This is a genomic window from Kitasatospora sp. NPDC056446, from assembly GCF_042796115.1.
Lineage (GTDB): Bacteria > Actinomycetota > Actinomycetes > Streptomycetales > Streptomycetaceae > Kitasatospora.
The window spans coordinates 39,803-59,423 of the sequence record NZ_JBHTRF010000021.1; the positions used below are offsets into that span (position 1 = coordinate 39,803).

16 protein-coding genes, 1 tRNA gene and 1 pseudogene are annotated in these 19,621 nt (G+C 71.9%); 14 read left to right on the plus strand and 4 right to left on the minus strand.

Going from position 1 to position 19,621, the window contains the following annotated elements; genetic code table 11:
• The first annotated feature begins 2 nt into the window (after nt 1-2).
• From hrpB to ACFQ6N_RS15690, 7 genes and pseudogenes are all read left to right on the plus strand, one after another.
• Nucleotides 3-2,519, plus strand: a complete 2,517-nt coding sequence (hrpB, locus tag ACFQ6N_RS15660) for an ATP-dependent helicase HrpB (RefSeq protein ID WP_380649491.1) — start codon at nt 3-5, stop codon at nt 2,517-2,519.
• Nucleotides 2,520-2,540: 21 nt separating this feature from the next.
• Entirely contained in the window at nt 2,541-3,209 is a 669-nt protein-coding gene (locus tag ACFQ6N_RS15665; protein ID WP_380649493.1) for an HAD family hydrolase, read from the plus strand.
• Between the two features lie 99 nt (nt 3,210-3,308).
• Entirely contained in the window at nt 3,309-4,508 is a 1,200-nt protein-coding gene (locus ACFQ6N_RS15670) for a helix-turn-helix domain-containing protein (RefSeq protein WP_380649495.1), read from the plus strand.
• Nucleotides 4,509-4,612: 104 nt separating this feature from the next.
• Nucleotides 4,613-5,101 carry an ATP-binding protein gene (locus ACFQ6N_RS15675; RefSeq protein ID WP_380649496.1) on the plus strand — a complete coding sequence of 163 codons (489 nt, stop codon included), beginning with the start codon at nt 4,613-4,615 and terminating at the stop codon, nt 5,099-5,101.
• A 14-nt stretch (nt 5,102-5,115) separates the two neighbouring features.
• Nucleotides 5,116-5,679, plus strand: a complete 564-nt coding sequence (locus tag ACFQ6N_RS15680; protein WP_380649498.1) for a hypothetical protein — start codon at nt 5,116-5,118, stop codon at nt 5,677-5,679.
• Between the two features lie 156 nt (nt 5,680-5,835).
• Nucleotides 5,836-6,408: pseudogene (locus tag ACFQ6N_RS15685) on the plus strand (hypothetical protein); the annotation flags it as partial.
• Between the two features lie 115 nt (nt 6,409-6,523).
• The gene (locus tag ACFQ6N_RS15690; RefSeq protein WP_380649499.1) at nt 6,524-6,805 is read left to right on the plus strand and encodes a delta-aminolevulinic acid dehydratase; all 282 of its coding nucleotides are present in this window, start codon (nt 6,524-6,526) and stop codon (nt 6,803-6,805) included.
• On the opposite strand, the gene hemC is transcribed toward ACFQ6N_RS15690, so the two are convergent.
• From hemC to polA, 3 genes are all read right to left on the minus strand, one after another.
• Nucleotides 6,802-7,728, minus strand: coding sequence for a hydroxymethylbilane synthase (gene hemC / locus ACFQ6N_RS15695; protein WP_380649501.1), 927 nt, complete (start codon nt 7,726-7,728; stop codon nt 6,802-6,804). The two genes, ACFQ6N_RS15690 and hemC, sit on opposite strands and share 4 nt — an antisense overlap.
• Nucleotides 7,729-7,753: 25 nt before the next feature.
• Nucleotides 7,754-8,536, minus strand: a complete 783-nt coding sequence (locus ACFQ6N_RS15700; RefSeq protein WP_380649502.1) for a hypothetical protein — start codon at nt 8,534-8,536, stop codon at nt 7,754-7,756.
• A gap of 91 nt (nt 8,537-8,627) precedes the next feature.
• The gene (gene polA / locus ACFQ6N_RS15705; RefSeq protein WP_380649580.1) at nt 8,628-11,315 is read right to left on the minus strand and encodes a DNA polymerase I; all 2,688 of its coding nucleotides are present in this window, start codon (nt 11,313-11,315) and stop codon (nt 8,628-8,630) included.
• Between the two features lie 339 nt (nt 11,316-11,654).
• On the opposite strand from polA, the gene ACFQ6N_RS15710 reads away from it, so the two are divergent.
• The 6 genes from ACFQ6N_RS15710 to ACFQ6N_RS15735 all read left to right on the plus strand — a co-directional run bounded on the left by ACFQ6N_RS15710 (nt 11,655) and on the right by ACFQ6N_RS15735 (nt 18,665).
• Entirely contained in the window at nt 11,655-12,191 is a 537-nt protein-coding gene (locus tag ACFQ6N_RS15710; RefSeq protein ID WP_380649504.1) for a PaaI family thioesterase, read from the plus strand.
• Nucleotides 12,192-12,886: 695 nt separating this feature from the next.
• Nucleotides 12,887-14,125 carry a branched-chain amino acid ABC transporter substrate-binding protein gene (locus tag ACFQ6N_RS15715; protein ID WP_380649505.1) on the plus strand — a complete coding sequence of 413 codons (1,239 nt, stop codon included), beginning with the start codon at nt 12,887-12,889 and terminating at the stop codon, nt 14,123-14,125.
• Nucleotides 14,126-14,255: 130 nt separating this feature from the next.
• The gene (locus ACFQ6N_RS15720; RefSeq protein ID WP_380649506.1) at nt 14,256-15,185 is read left to right on the plus strand and encodes a branched-chain amino acid ABC transporter permease; all 930 of its coding nucleotides are present in this window, start codon (nt 14,256-14,258) and stop codon (nt 15,183-15,185) included.
• Nucleotides 15,186-15,190: 5 nt separating this feature from the next.
• Nucleotides 15,191-17,122: a branched-chain amino acid ABC transporter permease gene (locus tag ACFQ6N_RS15725; protein WP_380649581.1), complete on the plus strand. Its 1,932-nt coding sequence runs from the start codon at nt 15,191-15,193 to the stop codon at nt 17,120-17,122.
• A gap of 8 nt (nt 17,123-17,130) precedes the next feature.
• The gene (locus ACFQ6N_RS15730; protein ID WP_380649582.1) at nt 17,131-17,952 is read left to right on the plus strand and encodes an ABC transporter ATP-binding protein; all 822 of its coding nucleotides are present in this window, start codon (nt 17,131-17,133) and stop codon (nt 17,950-17,952) included.
• Nucleotides 17,949-18,665 carry an ABC transporter ATP-binding protein gene (locus ACFQ6N_RS15735; protein ID WP_380649507.1) on the plus strand — a complete coding sequence of 239 codons (717 nt, stop codon included), beginning with the start codon at nt 17,949-17,951 and terminating at the stop codon, nt 18,663-18,665. The genes ACFQ6N_RS15730 and ACFQ6N_RS15735 overlap by 4 nt, the downstream gene beginning before the upstream one ends.
• Before the next feature lie 72 nt (nt 18,666-18,737).
• On the opposite strand, the gene ACFQ6N_RS15740 is transcribed toward ACFQ6N_RS15735, so the two are convergent.
• The gene (locus tag ACFQ6N_RS15740; protein ID WP_380649583.1) at nt 18,738-19,352 is read right to left on the minus strand and encodes an ANTAR domain-containing response regulator; all 615 of its coding nucleotides are present in this window, start codon (nt 19,350-19,352) and stop codon (nt 18,738-18,740) included.
• 138 nt (nt 19,353-19,490) lie between these two features.
• On the opposite strand from ACFQ6N_RS15740, the gene ACFQ6N_RS15745 reads away from it, so the two are divergent.
• Nucleotides 19,491-19,565 (plus strand) — tRNA-Leu (locus ACFQ6N_RS15745).
• Nucleotides 19,566-19,621: the final 56 nt, after the last annotated feature.

Here is a 19,621-nt window from a genome sequence, read left to right on the forward strand (position 1 = left end):
GCTTGAACCCCGCGTGGCACGACCTGCCCGTCCGCACCGCCCTGCCCGCACTGCACGACGCCCTCGCCGGGCACGGCACCGCCGTCCTCGCCGCGCCGCCCGGCACCGGCAAGACCACCCTGGTGCCGCTCGCCCTGGCCGGGCTGCTCGGCGACGGCCGACCGGTACGCCGGGTGCTGGTCGCCGAACCGCGCCGGCTCGCCGTCCGGGCCGCCGCCCGGCGGATGGCCTGGCTGCTCGGCGGATCCGTCGGCGACCTGGTCGGCTACACCGTGCGCGGGGACCGTCGCGTCGGGCCGGGGACGGTGGTCGAGGTGGTCACCACCGGCGTGCTGCTGCAACGGCTCCAGCGCGACCAGGAGCTGCCCGGCGTCGACCTGGTCGTCCTGGACGAGTGCCACGAACGGCACCTCGACGCCGACACCGCGCTCGCCTTCCTGCTGGACGTCCGGGCCGCGCTGCGCCCCGACCTCGGACTGGTCTGCGCCTCGGCCACCTCCGACACCGCCGCCTGGGCCGAACTCCTCGGCGGCGCACCGGTGGTGGAGGCGCACGGGGTGTCCCACCCGGTGGAGACGGTCTGGGCGCCGCCGCCGCGCGCCGTCCGGCCCGCGCACGGCACCCGGGTCGACCCGGCGCTGCTCGACCACGTCGCCGCGGTCATCCGCCGGGCCCTGGACGAGCGCGCCGGGGACGTGCTCTGCTTCCTGCCCGGTGTCGGCGAGATCGCCCGGGTCGCGGGGCAGTTGAGTGGCGTCCCGGCCGAGGTGCTCCAACTCCACGGCCGCGCCCCGCAGTCCGTCCAGGACGCCGCCCTCACCCCGTCCGCGTCCCGCCGGGTCGTCCTGGCCACCGCCGTCGCCGAGTCCTCGCTCACCGTGCCGGGCGTCCGGGTCGTGGTCGACGCCGGACTCGCCCGCGAACCCCGCACCGACCACGCCCGCGGCCTCGCCGCCCTCGTCACCGTACGGGCGTCGCTCGCCGCCGCCCGCCAACGCGCCGGCCGCGCCGGACGCGAGGCCCCCGGCACCGTCTACCGCTGCTGGCACGAAGCCGAGGACGCCCGCGCCACCCGCTACCCCACCCCCGAGATCGCCCTCGCCGACCTCACCTCCTTCGCCCTCCAGGCCGCCTGCTGGGGCGACCCGGACGCCACCGGCCTCGCCCTGCCCGACCGGCCCCCGGCCGGGGCGATGGCCGCCGCCCGGCAGACCCTCACCGCCCTCGGCGCCGTCACCCCGGACGGGCGGGCCACTCCGCGCGGGGTGCGCCTCGCCCGCACCGGACTGCACCCCCGGCTCGGCCGCGCCCTCGTCGACGGCGCGGCGGCGGTCGGCGCGCGCCGGGCCGCCGAAGTCGTCGCGCTGCTCTCCGAGGAACCGCCGCGCGCACTGGGGGACGACCTCGGCGCGGTGTGGCGGACGGTCCGGACCTCCTCGGGCGACCCCTATACCGGGCGCTGGCGCGAGGAGGTCCGCCGCCTCCTCCGCGCCACCTCCGACGAACCTTCCACCGCCCTGCCCGACGCCACCGCCGCCGGACTCGTCGTCGCCCTCGCCTTCCCCGAACGCATCGCCCGCGCGAGGGTGGAGCGGCCCGCCCCCGGCGAACGCAGCCCGTACCTGATGGCCTCCGGAACGGCCGCCGAACTCGCCCCCGGCACCGCGCTCGGCGCCCTGCCCTGGCTCGCCGTCGCGGTCGCCGACCGCCCGGCGGGGTCCCACTCCGCCCGCATCCTGCACGCCGCCGCACTCGACGAGGACACCGCCCTGCTCGCCGGCGCGGCGCTGACGACCACCCGCGAGGAAGTCCACTGGGACACCCGCCGCGACGAGGTCACCGCCCGCACGGTCGAGTCCCTCGGAGCCATCGAACTCGCCGAGAAGCCACTCAACCGCCCCGACCGGGCCCTCGTCCGGCAGGCCTTGACGGAAGGCCTCGCCCGCGAGGGCATCAGCACCCTGCTGACCTGGCCCGCCTCCGGCCTCCGCGAACGCCTCGCCTTCCTCCACACCGCCCTCGGCGCCCCCTGGCCCGACGTCTCCGACGCCGCACTCCTGGAACGCGCCGACGAGTGGCTGGAACCCGAGCTGTCCCGCGCCCGCCGCCGCGCCGACCTCGCCCGCATCGATACGACAGCGGCCCTCCAACGCCTGCTGCCGTGGGCCACCGGCGAGGCCGGCCGCCTGGACGAACTCGCGCCGGAGCGCATCACCGTGCCCAGCGGCTCGAAGATACGGGTCGACTACAGCACCGAACGCCCGGTCCTGGCCGTCAAGTTGCAGGAACTCTTCGGATGGAAGGCAGCCCCCGCCCTCGCCGGCGGCCGTGTCCCGCTCACCGTCCAACTCCTGTCCCCCGCCGGCCGCCCCGCCGCCATCACCGGCGACCTGGAGAACTTCTGGCAGAACGGCTACCGCGCCGTCCGCGCAGATCTCAGGGGCCGCTACCCCCGCCACCCCTGGCCCGAAGACCCGACCACCGCCGAACCCACCCGCCGCCTCAACACCCGGAAGTAGCAGGAGAGGACGACACCCACCATGGCACTGACCGCCCCGACCGCCGCCCGCCCCGGTGGGACCGGGCTCCCCTTCGCAGCTCTCATCCTGGACTTCGTCGGCGTCCTGACGGCCAATGCCGGCCCCGCACACCGCGAGTGGTGCCTCGCCCAGGGCCTCGAGGCCGGGGCGTGGCGGCAGACGCTCGGCTATGAACCGGAAGCCAGCCGCCTGTACACCGAACTCGAAGCCGGCCGGCTGAGCCAGGCGGAGTGGAACCGGCGGGTGGCCCCCATCCTCGGCGTGCCGGAGCACGAGAACCTGATGGGCCGGGCGTGGTCGGGCGTCCGGCCTGCCGACGACATCATCGCGCTCGCCCGCTCGGCGCGGCAGGCCGGTCTCAAGGTCGCGCTGCTGTCCAACTCCTTCGGCCTCGACCCGTACGACCCGTACGGGGCCCTGGGCGTATGGGAACTGTTCGACGTGACGGTGATCTCCGAACGCGAGGGTGTGGCCAAACCCGATCCGGAGATCTACCGGCTCACCCTGGACCGGCTCGCACTGCCCGGCGAGGCATGCGTCTTCGTGGACGACCACCCGAGGAACCTGCCCCCGGCCGAAGCACTCGGCATCACCACCGTCCTCGCCGACGGCACCCCCGGCAACGCCGCCCGCATCGCGACCCTGCTCGGCCTCCCCGCCGCACCCTGAGCAGTCGTCAACACGGCTGAAGGCTCGGCCGTTCCGATACCAGGCGCGGAACTCCGGGGGTACGGTCCGCTGTGAGGCCGCTCACCTTCGGAGGTACCCATGACGCAGTGGTCCGACTACTCCACCGGCCAACGCATCAAGATGCTGCGGGCCGGCATGACGCAGGAGGAACTCGCCGAAGCCGCCGGGGTGTCCGTACCGACCGTCCGCAAAGCCGAGAAGGAGGGGGGCAGCATCGGGCTGCCGTCACTCCTCAAACTGTCCGGCGCCCTCCACACGGACGTGTCGGTGATCCTCGGGCAACAGGCCCCCCGAAGGGCATCGCTGATCGGCGACCGGGCCATGCTGCAAATGCTGTCCCGCACCGTGCACGACACCGCCGCAGGCATCGGAACCGACGTCGAACCACCGGACGCCACGGCGCTGCGGGCCGATCTGGCGCGGGCATGGGCCGACTACCGGGCCGGGGACTACACCCGGGCCGGCGGCCTCGCCGCCCCCGCCATCGTCGAAGCCGCCGCCCTCCTGCGATCCGCCCCGGACGGCGAGCGGTGCACGGCCCACGGCATCCTCGCCGACGCCTACCGACTCGCCTCCTACACCGCCCAGTTCCACGGCGCCCGGGACCTCGCGTACGCGGCGATCGGCCACGCCCACCACCACGTCCAGCAGGCCGCAGACCCACTGCGGGCCGCCATGGTGGACTGCGGCCGGTCCTGGATCTACATGCGCGACGCCCGCCTCGACCAGGCCACCACCATCGCCGAGGAGGCGTTCGCATCGATCGAGCCCCGTTACGCGGAACGGGATCCGGAGGTACTGGCCACCTACGGATGGCACGTCACCTTCGCCGCCGTGGTCGCCTCCCGCAGCGGTGACGCCGACCGGGCCCGCGACCTGCTCTCCCAGGGACAAGCGGTCGCAGCGAGGATGGGCCGCGATGTGATGATCAACGGCACCAGCTACGGGCCGACCACGGTCACCGCGCAGGCCATCGGCATCCACACCGTCATGGGCGACCCCGGCAAAGCCCTGGCACTCGCCCGCAACCTCGGCGACCTGTCCCCGCTGCCGCAGGCCGCCCGCAACCGGCTCGCCCTGGACCTCGCCCTCGCCCAAGCCGACACCCGCCAGTACGACGCGGCCCTGGACACCCTTCTCCAGGTGTGCACCGCACACCCCGACTGGGCCCGCCACCAGGCCCTGCCGGGAGCGATCATGCAGCGCGCCGGTCACGCCGGCACCACCCGCGTACGCAAGCTCGGCAGCATCCTCGGTATCAGCCTGTTCACTCGCTGAGACGGCACTGATACGCCGCGTATCACGCAGGGCCGGTACGACTTCCGGAAGTGGCACGCCCCGCACGTTCACGACCGCCGGCCCCGGCGGGCAGCCTGGGCACCATGACGCCAGCTCAACCCGCCTGTCCCGCCTCGTACCTCACCGCCAGCAGCGCGGCCGCCACTCCCGCCCTCACCAGCCGCCCCCGCGCGTTCGCTGCCCGGCTCGACTCGCGGACCGAATTCACCCCCCTGGCCCGGAAGTTGCTCCGCGCCTACCTCGCCGCCCTCCCCGCCGGCGACCGGTACCGCCACACCGCCGAACTGCTCCTCGGCGAACTCTTCGCCAACGCCGTCCAGCACGGCGACGCCCCCGACGACCGGCTCATCGAGGTCCGCTTTTCCCTCGTCCGCGACCGCCTGCGCATCGAGGTGCACGACGCCGGCGCGGGCCGACCCTCCGTGCGCCCCTCCACCCCCGACGACGAGCACGGACGCGGACTCTTCCTCGTCGACGCCCTCGCCGAACGCTGGGGCTGCTGCCCCCGCTCCGGCGGCATCGGCAAGTTCGTCTGGGCCCTCATCGCCCCCACCTACCCCACCGCCGCTTGAGAGACCGACTCCCCATGCAGCAGCCCTCCCTCACCGCGCTCGCCCGGCACGCCCTCGCCCGCGGCCACACCCCCGCCGCCGCCTACGCCCTCCTCGCCCGCCGCAGCCGCCGCCCCCTCCCCTCCGCGCGCGCCGTCTGCCTGGCCCTGGGCGTCCCCCTCGCCGATGCCGTCCACCGCCTCGCCGACTGCCACGACGCCCTCCTCACCGACCCCCGCCCCGACTCCGAGACCGACACCGGCGAACTCCTCGAAGCCCTCGGCCTCTTCGACGTCCCCAAGCCCCTCACCCCCACCGAACTCGCCGTCGTCGCCCACTTCCTCACCGCCGTCGACGCCATGGGCGGCATCCGCCCCGGCCACCGGCACGGCCTCGACCGCTGGTTCACCACCGGCAACCTCACCGCCGCCTACCTCTCCCTCGTCGCCGCCCAACCCATGCCCCGCACCGGAAACCCCACCACCTACTGGACCGCACTCGTCACCGCCGGCGAACTCCTCACCACCACCCCCAACCCCGACACCCGCATCAAATACGCCCTCACCCGCTGCCGCACCCACGCAACGAAACACCCCTGAACCCCCCGGGCCCCGCACAGGAAGTCGGCCCCACCGACTTCCCGCGCGTCACATATCCCTGCGGGCGACTTCTCGTCGGGCGGCCCCGCGCTCCGAGCGGGGCCGCCCTTTTCCACAACGCCTCGGCACCGCATGCCACAGACCGAGAGGGATGAGATGACCACCACCCAGCACACCGCCGCACACGCCGTCGCGGACCGGCTCCACGGCCGTCCGGCCGTCCGCAGCTTCCTGCAAGGCCCCGAGCTGACGGCGGCAGACCTGAGCATGGTCCTGCTGGTCCGCGAGGACAGCGAGGACTCCGACCGTCCCATGCCGACCGCCACCGTCGCCGAGATCCCGCAGGCCGTCCGGAACCTGGCCGCCGTCGGCGTGCGTTCGGTGAAGGTGTTCGCCAACAGCCTGAACCGCGATCCGCAGGCCACCGGAGCGGTCGCACCGGACAGCCTGATGGTGCGGGCCATCCGGGCTGTGAAGGACACGGCTGCGGACTTCGCGGTGATGACGGAGAACTGCCTGTGCGGGCACACCGACACCGGCGAGTGCCACCTGACCGTCGGCGGCCGGATCGACCTCGGCGCGACAGCCGAGCTGATCGCGGCCCAAGCCGTCGTCCAGGCCGGTGCCGGCGCCGACATCGTCGGTCCGGCCGCAATGACCCGGGGAACCACCCGGACCGTGCGCCAGGCTCTGGACGAGGCCGGTCACCGCGATGTGGCGACCATGCCGCACCTGATCTTCGACTCGGCTCTCTACGAGGGATACCGCTCCACCATGCGGGCCACTCCCCCCCCCCGGCACCCGCCGTCCGTTCCAGATCAGCCCCCGCAACCCGGAAACCGTCGTGGACACCGGTCTGGCGTTCCTCGCCGAGGGCGCGGACATGCTGCTGCTGGAACCCGGGATGCTCTCCGTGGACACCCTCGCCGCCCTCAAGCGCCGCACCTCGGCGCCGCTGATGCCGTTCTCCGTCTCCGGCGAGTACACGCGTCTCGCGCCGCGCGACCCGGCCACCGGGAAGCGGGATTTCCGCCCGCTGGCGGAGCTGTTCACCATGCTCAAGCGGACCGGAGCCGAACGGGTCATCACCTACGCCGCCCTTGACCTGGCCCGCCTCCGTGCCTAGACGGTGGGCCGGATCTCCCCCAGGATGCCCTCCGCGCCCTGGTCCAGCAGGAGGCCGGCCACCTGCATGCCCAGCTTCTCCGGCTCGCCCAGCGGACCGGAGAGCCGGGCCTCCACCCGCCGCCTGCCGTCCACGGAGGTGACCTGCGCGTGCAGGGTCAACACGTCCCCGTCGGCCTTCCCGTAGGCGCCGATCGGCACCGAGCAGCCGCCGTGCAGCTCGGCGAGCATCGCCCGTTCGGCCCGTACCTCCGCGTCCACGACCGGGTCACCGACGGTGGAGAGGATCTCGCGGGCCCACTTGTCGTCCTCCCGGATCTGAATGCCCAGGGCCCCCTGACCGGGCGACGGAGGGAACTGTCCGACCGGCAGGATCTCACTGATCGCACCGTCCAGTCCGAGCCGCTTGAGACCGGCCGCCGCCAGCACCACGGCGTCCAGGTTCATGGTCTTGAGCTTGTTCAGCCTCGGCGGGACGTTGCCGCGGATCGGCACCGGGACCAGGTCCGGGCGGGCATGCAGGAGCTGGGCGATCCGGCGGGCCGCCCCGGTACCGATCCTGCCGCCCTGCGGCAGGCCGACCAGCGTGCTCCCGCACAGCGCGTCCCGCACGTCCTCCCGGCCCGGCGGCGGCAGCAGCACGAGGCCGGGCGGGTTGGTGGTCGGCAGGTCCTTGAGGCTGTGCACGATGACGTCGACCTCGCCCGCGACCAGGGCGGCCTCCTGGTTGGTCGAGAACGCCGAGCCGCCGGAGCGGGCCGACACCTGCGACAGAGCCGCCTTTCGGTCCTGGTCACCGCCCTCCAGGATCACCTGGTGCCGGAAGACCACATCGGGGAAGCGCTCCCGCAGCGGTGCCAGGAACTCTCTGACCTGGGCCCGTGCCAGGTGGCTGGCCCGCGATCCCACCACCAGTGTGTTCATACGCCAACTCCAAGCACCTGAGCAGCTATTGACCGCATGCTACCCGCATCGAATACGCCCGGTTTCCGACGAAATGTCGGAAACCGAAGGCCCCCGCCGCTCGGGCCGACGGGGCGCGCCGGCGGTCGGTGGTCAGCGTCGGGGTCAGCCTCCGGCGGAGTTGGCGGAGCCGGAGCCGCCGTAGATCCAGGGGGAGGGGGGCGGGGGTTGGGGGCGGACGCTGCGGAGGGTCCAGTTCGACGCGCACGCCGGCCGGGGCGAGCAGCGCCTTCAGTTCCTCGGCCAGTCGGGTGGGGTCCCCGGCGCGCGAACGGACCGACGGGGCCTGCTGGTTGTGTCGTAGGACCATGCGCAGGTCGTAGGTGTGGGCGGCGGGGCGGCGGTCGCCGGGGTAGGGCTCCTGGATCCGGTGGACGATCACGAACCTGCTCAGCTCCGACACCGGGAGCCAGGGGTCGACGCGGCCGGTGCGGACGAACCGCAGCCGTTCGGGGGCGGCCGGCGGACCGAACTCCACCCGGTAGAACGCCCTGAGGTCGGCGTAGGCCCCCAGGGGCGCGAGGAGCAGGACCTCCCCTGCCGAGACCAGCGCGAGGACCAGCAGCACCGTGCCCAGGCCCACTCCGAAGGCGATGAACAGCACGAGGCCGAGCAGCACCGAGAACCCGCCCAGGACCACCGGCGCGAACAGCGCGTCGCGGCCCGCGCCCAGGACGGCACGCACCGCCTGGGCGCGTGTTCCGCCGCCCTCCGCGAAGACCAGGTCCGTCGAGTCGGCCCCTGTGCGCAATGCCGGTCCGGCCGCCATGGACCAAGCGTAGGGGCTGCGGGTGCGGCCGAACAGGCCCGCACCCGCAGCTTCCTGACGAATCGCCGGCAGACGACCTCGGCGCCCCGCGTCAGTGCGCGGCGGCCTCCCAGTTCGCGCCGACGCCGACCGAGACGTCGAGCGGGGCGCGCAGCGGGTAGGCGCCGGCCATCTGCTCGCGGACGACGGCCTCGACGCGCTCGCGCTCGCCCGGGACCAGCTCCAGGACGATTTCGTCGTGCACCTGGAGGAGCATCCGGCTGGTGAGGCCGGCCTCGCGCAGGGCCTCGTCCACCCGGAGCATGGCGATCTTGACGATGTCGGCGGCCGAGCCCTGGATCGGGGCGTTGAGGGCCATCCGCTCGGCCATCTCGCGGCGCTGGCGGTTGTCGCTGTTGAGGTCCGGCAGGTAGCGGCGGCGGCCCAGCAGGGTCTCGGTGTAGCCCGTCGCCCTGGCCTCCTCGACGACCCGGTGCAGGTAGTCCCGCACGCCGCCGAAGCGCTCGAAGTAGGTGTCCATCAGGCCCTGCGCCTCGGCCGGCTTGATGCCGAGCTGCTGGGAGAGCCCGTACGCGGACAGCCCGTACGCCAGGCCGTAGGACATCGCCTTGATCTTGCGCCGCATCTCGGCGTCGACCAAGGCGCCCGGGACCTCGAAGACCTGCGAGGCGACGGTGGTGTGCAGGTCCTCGCCGGTGGCGAAGGCCTCGATCAGGGCTTCGTCCCCGGACAGGTGGGCCATGATCCGCAGTTCGATCTGCGAGTAGTCGGCGGTGAGCAGCGACTCGTAGCCCTCGCCGACGATGAAGGCGCGGCGGATGGCGCGGCCCTCCTCGGTGCGGACCGGGATGTTCTGCAGGTTCGGGTCCTGCGAGGAGAGCCGGCCGGTGGCGGCGACCATCTGGTTGAAGGTGGTGTGGATCCGGCCCTGCGGCGAGACGGTCTTGAGCAGGCCCTCGACGGTGGTGCGCAGCTTGGCCTGGTCGCGGTGGCGCAGCAGGATGACCGGCAGTTCGTTGTCGGTCTGGGTGGCGAGCCAGGTGAGCGCGTCGGCGTCGGTGGTGTAGCCGGTCTTGATCTTCTTGGTCTTGGGGAGGGCGAGTTCGCCGAAGAGGATCTCCTGGAGCTGCTTGGGCGAGCCGAGGTTGAACTCGCGCCCGGCGGCGGCGTGCGCCTCCTCGACGCAGCGCTGGATCTCGGCGGCGAACTGCGCCTCCAGGGTGGTGAGCCACTCGCGGTCGGCGGCGATGCCGTGCCGCTCCATGCGGGCGAGCAGGGCGGCGATGGGCAGTTCCATGTCGCACAGCAGCTCGGTGGCGCCGACCTCGGCGAGACGGGTGTCGAAGAGCGCGGCGAGGTCGAGCACGGCGCGGGCCTGGAGCATCAGCGACCGGGCGGCGGCGGTCTCGTCCTCCTCCGGCGCGTCGAAGGCGAGTTGGCCGCTCTCGGTGGCGGGGGCCGGGGTGAGCGAGCGGGCCAGGTACTCCTCGGCGAGCACCTCCAGGGTGAAGGTGCGGCGGCCGGGCTTCTCCAGGTAGGCGGCGAGCGCGGTGTCGGCGACGACCCCGGCGATGGTCCAGCCGCGCTCGGCGAAGGCGCGCATGACCTGCTTGGCGATGTGCAGGGCCTTGGGGGCGGCGGCGTCGGCGAGCCAGTCGGCGAAGGCGCGTTCGTCCTCCTCGGCGAGCAGCGCCGGATCGAACCAGGCGGCCGTCTCCCCCGCGGCGAGGGCGACTTCGGTGACCTCGCCGCTGCCGAGCGCCCACTGGTAGACGGCGGCCAGGGCGACGGTGGTCTTGCCGTCGGAGGCGTGCTCGCGCAGCCAGCCGGCCAGCGTGCCCGGGTCGGTGAGGAGTTCGCCGTCCACCTCGACGCCGGGGGCGAGTTCGGGCTCGGCCGAGGCCTCGGCGCCGGCCGGGTCGATGCCGTGGACGCGGTCGCGGAAGTTGGCGTTGCGGAACTCCAGCGACTCCATGAGGGTGTCGACGGCGGGCTTGTCGAACGGCGCGCGGGCCAGGTCGTCGACGCCGAGCGGGAGTTCGACGTCGCGGACCAGCTCGGTGAGGACGCGGTTGCGCTTGACCGAGTCGAGGTGGTCGCGCAGCTTCTCGCCGATCTTGCCCTTCACTTCGTCGGCGCGGGAGACGAGCTCCTCGAAGGAGCCGAACTGGTTGACCCACTTGGCGGCGGTCTTCTCGCCGACGCCGGGGATGCCGGGCAGGTTGTCGGACGGGTCTCCGCGCAGCGCGGCGAGGTCCGGGTACTGGCGCGGGGTGACGCCGTACTTCTCGGCGACCTTCTCCGGGGTGAAGCGGGTGAGCTCGGAGACGCCCTTGGTGGGGTAGAGGACGGTGACGTGGTCGGTGACCAGCTGGAGCGAGTCGCGGTCGCCGGTGACGATGTCGACGTCGTAGCCGGCCGCCTCGGCGGCGGTGGCCAGGGTGGCGATGATGTCGTCGGCCTCGAAGCCCTCGACCGTCATCCGGGGGACGTTCATGGCGTCGAGGAGTTCGCCGATCAGGCCGATCTGGCTCTTGAACTCGTCCGGCGTCTTGGCGCGGTTGGCCTTGTAGTCGGGGAACTCGACGGAGCGGAACGTCTGCCGGGAGAGGTCGAAGGCGACGGCGAGGTGGGTGGGCCGCTCGTCACGGACGGTGTTGGCGAGCATCGAGGCGAAGCCGTAGACCGCGTTGGTGGGCTGCCCGGTGGAGGTGTTGAAGTTCTCCACGGGCAGGGCGTAGAAGGCCCGGTAGGCCATCGAGTGCCCGTCGAGCAGCATCAGCCGGGGCCGCGGGCCGGCCCCGCCGCCACCCGTCGCGCCCTTGTCCGTACTCTGCGTAGCCACGTCAACGTCCGTTCCTGCCGATTCCACTACCGGCCACCGATCCTATGGCCCGGCACCGACAAAAGGGGCACGGCGCCGGTGCGGGCACGGGGCCGGGCCGGTGGGGGCGCGGGGGCCGCGCCACCGGTCGGGCGCGGGGCCGGGCACGACCCGCGCCGGGGCCCGCCGGGGCCGCCGCGCCCGGCCTCCGGCCGCGCGCGCTACCACCGAGTAGGACGGTCGTACGATCACAGTCGGCAGGACCCGTGATCCCCGAGCGGCAGGAGCTCCCCGATGACCGACGCGGCCCCCGACACCGCCCCCGGCACCGCCCCCGGCACCGCGCCCGAAGGCGCCCCCGGCAGTGCGCCCGACAACGCCCCCGACAACGCGCCCGTCCTCAACGTCCCGCAGGACGTGCTGGACCACTTCGCCAAGCTGGGCGTCAGTCCGCAGACCTTCTCCGGCGGCCACCTCGGCGAGAAGCTCGGCATCCGCATCGTCGAGGCCTCCGGCGACCGCGTGGTCGGCACGATGCCGGTGGAGGGCAACCAGCAGCCGTACGGGCTGCTGCACGGCGGCGCGTCCGCGGCGCTGGCCGAGACGCTGGGCTCGATCGGCGCGATGCTGCACGCCGGGCCCGGCCGGTACGCGGTCGGCGTCGACCTCAACGCCACCCACCACCGCTCGGCGACCTCCGGCCTGGTCACCGGGGTGGCGACGGCGGTGTTCAAGGGCCGCACCGCCGCCACGTACGAGATCGTGATCACCGACGACACCGGAAAGCGGGTCACCAGCTGCCGGCTGACCTGCATGCTGCGCGACCTCTGACATCCCGGGACCCCGGTACCGCCTCCGGGCGCCGTACCGCCCCCGGGAACCACCACCACACCGGCCCCATCAGGCACACCGCACCACACCGGCAACGTCCGTACCCCCCAAGCAAGTTCAGTCAAGACGACATCAAGTCCCTTTGCCGCCCCCTTGTTTGACCATCTGCCACTCTGGGCAGGCGTTGGTCTGGACAAGGGGGCGGTTCGCATGTCCGGGCGCGGCCGGCACGACTCCCGCGCCCGTAACGCTGTGTAACAAGTAGGAAATCCGAGCACAGGCCGGTTCCGGGGGCTTCCCAGCACCCCCGGAGCCGCTTCGTCGCGCCCTCCTTGTCCGTAATCCGGACAGCCGAGGCCGAAACGCGGGAATCGAACGTCACTGTCCGATTATCGACGATGCCAGCCGCAACCCCCATTTCTGGCCCTTACATCACCTCACCAGCATGTAAACACCCGATATCGCCGGGTCGATCGGGCCAAAACGACCACATGTTGAGACAACTGCTCCGTGTGCTCATAACAAGAGAATCACAGCCTGCTCGCACCACTGCCCGAGTCGCCCAACGGCATCTAGAGTCACGGCCAGTCACCGCGCCATTCGAATGGGCTCAGCCCTCCGCTGCTCCCAGCCCTCCGCGCCCTCCGGCTCCCGCCAGTCAGGCGCGGGCGCCTCCTGAACCGAAGGGGACCCTCGTGCGTCACCGTTCAGCAGTTGTCGTGAGCATTGCCGTGATCGCCGCTCTCAGCCTCACCGCCTGCGGCTCACGCGATGACAAGAAGTCCGGCGACGGGGGCAACAGCGGCGGCGGCTCCGCCACCACCGTCACCATCGGCATCGACGCCCCGCTCACCGGCGACCTCTCCGCCATCGGCATCGGCATCCGCAACTCCGTCGACCTCGCGGTCAAGAAGGCCAACGAGCAGAACGAGGTCCCCGGGATCAAGTTCCAGGTCAAGGCCCTCGACGACACCGCCAAGCCCGGCCCCGGCCAGCAGAACGCCACCCAGCTGGTCGGCGACACCTCCGTCATCGGCGTGGTCGGACCGCTCAACTCCAGCGTCGCCCAGTCGATGCAGCAGATCTTCGCCGACGCCAACCTCGTCGAGATCTCCCCCGCCAACACCGGCGTCGCCCTCAGCCAGGGCGAGAAGTGGGTCACCGGCGAGAAGAAGCGCCCCTTCAAGACCTACTTCCGCACCGCCACCACCGACGCCGTCCAGGGCCCCTTCGCCGCCCAGTACCTCGCCAAGGACGCCAAGAAGTCCAAGGTCTTCCTCATCGACGACCAGAAGACCTACGGCGCCGGCCTCGCCGCCACCTTCAAGGCCGAGTTCACCAAGCAGGGCGGCACCATCGTCGGCGAAGAGCACGTCAACCCCGACGACCGCGACTTCTCCGCCATCGTCACCAAGGTCAAGAGCTCCGGCGCCGAAGCCGTCTACTACGGCGGCGAGTACCCCGCCGCGGGCCCGCTCTCCCTCCAGCTCAAGGAAGCCGGCGTCGCCATCCCGCTGATGGGCGGCGACGGCATGCAGAGCGCCGACTTCATCAAGCTCAACCCCAAGAGCGCGGGCGACCTCGCCACCGCCGTCGGCGGCGCCGTCGAGAAGCTGCCCACCGCCGCCAAGTTCATCGCCGACTACAAGGCCGCCGGCTACAAGGACCCGTACGAGACCTACGGCGGCTACTCCTACGACAGCGGCTGGGCCATCATCCAGGCCGTCAAGTCCGTGGCCGCCGCCAACAACGGCAAGCTGCCCGCCAACCCGCGCGCCGCCGTCGTCGACGCCGTCCAGAAGGTCTCCTTCGACGGCGTCACCGGCAAGGTCTCCTTCGACGAGTTCGGCGACACCACCAACAAGCAGCTCACCGTCTACGCCGTCAAGGACGGCAAGTGGGACGTCGAGAAGACCGGCACCTTCGGCGGCTGACCCACCGTCACCGACGGCAGGACCGGCCCCACTTCACCACCCAGCGCGCGGGGGCGCCACGAGTGCCCCCGCGCGCCCCCACATCCACCACCCACGCGGACACCCCCGAACGCACTACGGAGGCCCAGCGGTGCACGACCTACCGCAGCAGCTGGCCAACGGCCTGATCCTCGGAGCCCTCTACGGACTCGTCGCGATCGGCTACACGATGGTCTACGGCATCGTCCAGCTCATCAACTTCGCCCACGGCGAGATCGTCATGGTCGGCGGCTTCGGCGCCCTGACCGCCTACCTCGCCCTCCCCGGCGGCACCACCCTCTGGCTGGCCCTACCGCTGATGCTGATCGCCGGCGTCCTGGTCTCCACCCTCACCGCCGTCGCCGCCGAGCGGTTCGCCTACCGCCCCCTGCGCAACGCCCCCCGGCTCGCCCCGCTGATCACCGCGATCGGGCTGTCCATCTTCCTCCAGCAACTCGTCTTCTCCTTCTACCCCGACGCCAAGAAGGCCAGGGTCTTCCCCAAGATCCCCGGCGACCCCTTCAGCCTCGGCTCCGTCACCATCCAGCGCAGCGACCTCTTCCTGATCATCGCCGCCCCGCTGTGCATGCTCGCCCTCGGCTGGTTCGTCACCCGCACCCGCTCCGGGCGCGCCATGCAGGCCACCAGCCAGGACCCGGACACCGCCAAGCTGATGGGCATCGACACCGACCGCATCATCGTCATGGCCTTCGCCATCGGCGCCGCGTTCGCCGCCGTCGCCGCCATCGCCTACGGCCTGCGCAGCGGCCAGATCGACTTCCGGATGGGCTTCATCCTCGGCCTCAAGGCCTTCACCGCCGCCGTCCTCGGCGGCATCGGCAACATCTACGGCGCCATGCTCGGCGGCCTCGCCCTCGGCCTCGCCGAAGCCCTCGCCACCGGCTACATCCAGCACCTCCCCGGCATGCACCTCTTCGGAGGCGGCGCCTGGAAGGACGTCTGGGCCTTCGTACTCCTCATCCTCGTGCTCCTCGTCCGGCCCCAAGGCCTGCTCGGCGAGCGCGTCGCGGACAGGGCGTGACCACCATGACCACCACGGCCACCGAAACCACCCCGGTCATCGCCCTCCCGGCCCGCGCCGCCGCCGCCCTCTGCGGCCTCGGCGCCCTCGCCACCGCCGCCTCCGCCGCCATGTCCTGGACCTGGACCTCCGACTTCCCCGGCGACCTCACCTACTACGGCTCCCCCGCCGGCCTCCAGTGGCTCGCCCTCGCCGCCGGCCTCCTCACCCTCGTCCTGCTGCTCGGCAGCCAGGGCGTCCCCGGCCTGCGCTGGACCGCCCCCGCCCGCACCAACAACGCCGTCCTGTACGCCGCCACCGGCGCCCTCACCGTCGGCGTCTACTCCGTCGTCTCCATCGCGGTCGAACTCGGCGGCCTCGCCAACCTCGAACCCGGCGGCTGGGTCCTCGCCGCCGGCGGCCTGACCGCCGTCCTCGGCGCCCTCGGCCTCCCCCTCGACCGCCGCACCGCCGTCCCGCTGCGGATCGTCGACAAGCGCCTCTTCCTGCTCGTCCCGGCCGCCCCCCTGGCCTGGTTCGGCACCCACGCCATCCCCTCCGACAAGCCCGTCGCCCCCGTCCTGACCGCCCTCGCCGGCGGCCTGGCGATCGCCACCGGCGCCGTCCTGCTCCTCCAGCTCGGCCACCTCGCCAACAGCGCGCTGCGCCTGGGCCGGATCGACCGCCCGACGGCCGCGCCCCGCGCGCTCCCCTCCTGGGTCGAGGTCCTGCTCATCGTGGTCGCCTTCGGGCTCGGCCTGTTCGCGATCACCTTCGGCATCGACACCGAGTACGGCGAACTCTTCACCGGCTGCCTGCTGTTCACCGCCCTGGCGGTGACCGCCCTCAGCAGGTCCGGCCTGATCGCCCGGCTGCGCGCGCTGACCGTCAAGCACCGCCCGGTCACCACCGGCGCCGCGTTCGCCGCCGCCGCGAGCTTCCCGTTCACCCAGAACAGCGACCAGTACACCTCAGTCGCCACCAACATCCTGATCTTCGCCACCGTCGCCCTCGGCCTGAACATCGTCGTCGGCCTGGCCGGCCTGCTCGACCTCGGGTACGTCGCCTTCCTCGGCGTCGGCGCCTACGCCGCCGCCCTGGTCTCCGGCTCCCCCGCCTCGCCGATCCACGTCCAGTTCCCGTTCTGGGCCGCGATGCTCACCGGCGCCGCCGTCTCCATGGTCTTCGGCGTCCTGATCGGCGCCCCCACCCTGCGGCTGCGCGGCGACTACCTCGCCATCGTCACCCTGGGCTTCGGCGAGATCTTCCGCATCACCATGCTCAACCTCAACGGCACCACCGGCCCCAAGATCACCAACGGCTCCAACGGCATCCCCCGGATCCCCGACCTGGAGATCCTCGGCTTCGACCTCGGCAAGCCCCACACCGTCGCCGGCATCGAACTCGGCCGCTTCTCCAACTACTACCTGCTGATGCTCCTCGTCACCGCCCTGGTCGTGCTGATCTTCGCCCGGGTCGGCAACTCCCGCATCGGCCGCGCCTGGGTCGCCATCCGCGAGGACGAGACCGCCGCCGAGGCCATGGGCATCAACGGCTTCCGCCTCAAGCTCCTCGCCTTCGCCCTCGGCGCCTGCCTCGCCGGCCTCGCCGGCACCGTCCAGGCCCACGTCAGCTACACCGTCACCCCCGACCAGTACACCTTCGCCGAGGCCCTCCCGCCCAACTCCGCGTTCCTCCTGGCCGCCGTCATCCTCGGCGGCATGGGCACCATCAGCGGCCCACTGGCCGGCGCCACCCTGCTCTTCCTCATCCCGAAGAAGCTCGAGTTCCTCGCCGACTACCAGCTGCTCGCCTTCGGCGCCGCCCTCATCATCCTGATGCGCGTCCGCCCCGAAGGCCTCATCCCCAACCGCCGCCGGCAGCTGGAGTTCCACGAGGCCGCCATCCCGGCGCAGCCCACCGGCGGGCCGACCGCACTCACCAAGGCAGGGGCGTGACCGACCAGATGACCACCACCGCCGCACCCCTGCTCGAAGTCACCGGCGTCACCATGCGCTTCGGCGGCCTCGTCGCCGTCAACGACGTCTCCCTCACCGTCGGCGAGGGCGAGATCATCGGGCTCATCGGCCCCAACGGCGCCGGCAAGACCACCTTCTTCAACTGCCTCACCGGCCTGTACGTCCCCACCGAGGGCACCGTCCGCTTCCGTGACGTCCAACTGCCGCCGAAGCCGCACCTGGTCACCCAGGCCGGCATCGCCCGCACCTTCCAGAACATCCGGCTCTTCGCCAACATGACCGTCCTGGAGAACGTCCTCGTCGGCCGGCACACCCGCACCAAGGAAGGCATCTTCTCCGCCATCCTCCGCGGCCCCTCCTACCACCGCGCCGAAGCCGAGAGCCGGGCCAGGGCCATGGAACTCCTGGAGTTCACCGGCCTCGCCGACAAGGCCGACCACCTCGCCCGCAACCTCCCGTACGGCGAACAGCGCAAACTGGAGATCGCCCGCGCCCTCGCCTCCGACCCCGGCCTGCTCCTGCTCGACGAACCCACCGCCGGCATGAACCCCCAGGAGACCCGCGCCGCCGAGGAACTCGTCTTCGCCATCCGCGACCGGGGCGTCTCCATCCTCGTCATCGAGCACGACATGCGCTTCATCTTCAACCTCTGCGACCGCACCGCCGTGCTCGTCCAGGGCCAGAAGATCGTCGAAGGCGACCGCGAGACCGTCCAGAACGACGAACGCGTCATCACCGCCTACCTCGGCGCCCCGCTCGAGGACAGCACCCCGGCAGCGCCGGAGACCGTTACGGAGACCGACCAGTGACCGCACTCCTCGAGGTCGAGGACCTCCGCGTCGCCTACGGCAAGATCGAAGCCGTCAAGGGCATCAGCTTCACCGTCGAACAGGGCGAGGTCACCACCCTCATCGGCACCAACGGCGCCGGCAAGACCACCACCCTGCGCACCCTGTCCGGCCTGCTCAAGCCCACCTCCGGACGCGTCACCTTCGAAGGCCGGGACCTCTCCACCGTCCCCGCCCACAAGATCGTCGCACTCGGCCTCGCGCACTCCCCCGAAGGCCGGCACATCTTCCCCCGCATGACCATCGAGGAGAACCTCCTCCTCGGCGCCTTCCTGCGCAGCGACACGGCCGGCATCGCCGCGGACGTCGAGCGGGCCTACGGCCTGTTCCCGATCCTCGGCGAACGCCGCAAGCAGGCCGCCGGCACCCTCTCCGGCGGCGAACAGCAGATGCTCGCCATGGGCCGGGCCCTGATGTCGCAGCCCAAACTGCTCATGCTGGACGAGCCCTCGATGGGGCTCTCCCCCCTGATGATGCAGAAGATCATGTCGACCATCGTCGAGCTGAAGGCGTCCGGTACGACCATCCTCCTGGTCGAGCAGAACGCCCAGGCCGCGCTCTCCCTGTCCGACCGCGGCTACGTCATGGAAACCGGCCGCATCGTCCTCTCCGGCACCGGCGAACACCTCCTCCACGACGAGTCCGTCCGCAAGGCCTACCTCGGCGAGGACTGAACCCGCACACGCGAAGGGGCCCGGCAGAAACGATCTGCCGGGCCCCTCGCCATACGTCCGCTCCGCACGCGCCTACTCGGACGTGCCCTCTTCCGCCTTCTTGCGGTCCTGGGCCTCGCCCTCCTCGATGACCGCCTCGGCCACCGCCGCCATCGTCATCCGACGGTCCATCGACGTCTTCTGGATCCACCGGAAGGCGGCCGGCTCGTTCAGCCCGAACTTGGTCTGCAGCACGCCCTTCGCCCGGTCCACCAGCTTCCGGGTCTCCAGCCGCTGGCTGAGGTCCCCGATCTCCTTCTCCAGCGCCCGCATCTCGGCGTACCGGGAGACCGCCATCTCGATCGCCGGCACCAGGTCCGCCTTCGAGAACGGCTTGACGATGTACGCCATCGCCCCCGCGTCCCGCGCCCGGTCCACCAGCTCCCGCTGCGAGAACGCCGTCAGCATCAGCACCGGCGCCAGGTGCTTGTCATGGATCTGCTCGGCCGCGGAGAGCCCGTCCAGCACCGGCATCTTCACGTCGAAGATCGCCAGGTCCGGCTTCAGCTCCTCCACCAGCTTCACCGCCGTCGCCCCGTCCCCCGCCTCACCGACGACGGTGTACCCCTCCTCCTCCAGCATCTCCTTCAGGTCGAGACGGATCAGCGCCTCGTCCTCGGCGATCACGATCCGGGTGATCTGGGGCATATCGGTCTCAAGCGGCTGTGCCTGCTCGTCGGCGGTGCTCACGGGGCTCCTAGTTCCGGCGGGGTACTGCATGCACGAGGGTACCGAGACACGGTATGTTTGAGACACGACGCCAAGGCAGTCGCCTTCAAATCGTAGGCCCCGATAGCCCAATTGGCATGAGGCAATGGTCTCAAACACCATACAGTGTGGGTTCGAATCCCACTCGGGGCACTTTTCCTTCGAATCGAAGGAATTGAACAACCAGGCAACCGTTGGCGATCTTCACC

Bases quoted from the DNA above. Each gene is read 5' to 3' on its own strand.
- ACFQ6N_RS15665 (WP_380649493.1), top strand. From the start codon at position 2,541: ATGGCACTGACCGCCCCGACCGCCGCCCGCCCCGGTGGGACCGGGCTC.
- ACFQ6N_RS15670 (WP_380649495.1), top strand. From the start codon at position 3,309: ATGACGCAGTGGTCCGACTACTCCACCGGCCAACGCATCAAGATGCTG.
- ACFQ6N_RS15675 (WP_380649496.1), top strand. From the start codon at position 4,613: ATGACGCCAGCTCAACCCGCCTGTCCCGCCTCGTACCTCACCGCCAGC.
- ACFQ6N_RS15680 (WP_380649498.1), top strand. From the start codon at position 5,116: ATGCAGCAGCCCTCCCTCACCGCGCTCGCCCGGCACGCCCTCGCCCGC.
- hemC (WP_380649501.1), bottom strand. From the start codon at position 7,728: ATGAACACACTGGTGGTGGGATCGCGGGCCAGCCACCTGGCACGGGCC.
- ACFQ6N_RS15700 (WP_380649502.1), bottom strand. From the start codon at position 8,536: ATGGCGGCCGGACCGGCATTGCGCACAGGGGCCGACTCGACGGACCTG.
- polA (WP_380649580.1), bottom strand. From the start codon at position 11,315: ATGCTGCTCGACGGGCACTCGATGGCCTACCGGGCCTTCTACGCCCTG.
- ACFQ6N_RS15710 (WP_380649504.1), top strand. From the start codon at position 11,655: ATGACCGACGCGGCCCCCGACACCGCCCCCGGCACCGCCCCCGGCACC.
- ACFQ6N_RS15725 (WP_380649581.1), top strand. From the start codon at position 15,191: ATGACCACCACGGCCACCGAAACCACCCCGGTCATCGCCCTCCCGGCC.
- ACFQ6N_RS15730 (WP_380649582.1), top strand. From the start codon at position 17,131: ATGACCACCACCGCCGCACCCCTGCTCGAAGTCACCGGCGTCACCATG.
- ACFQ6N_RS15740 (WP_380649583.1), bottom strand. From the start codon at position 19,352: ATGCCCCAGATCACCCGGATCGTGATCGCCGAGGACGAGGCGCTGATC.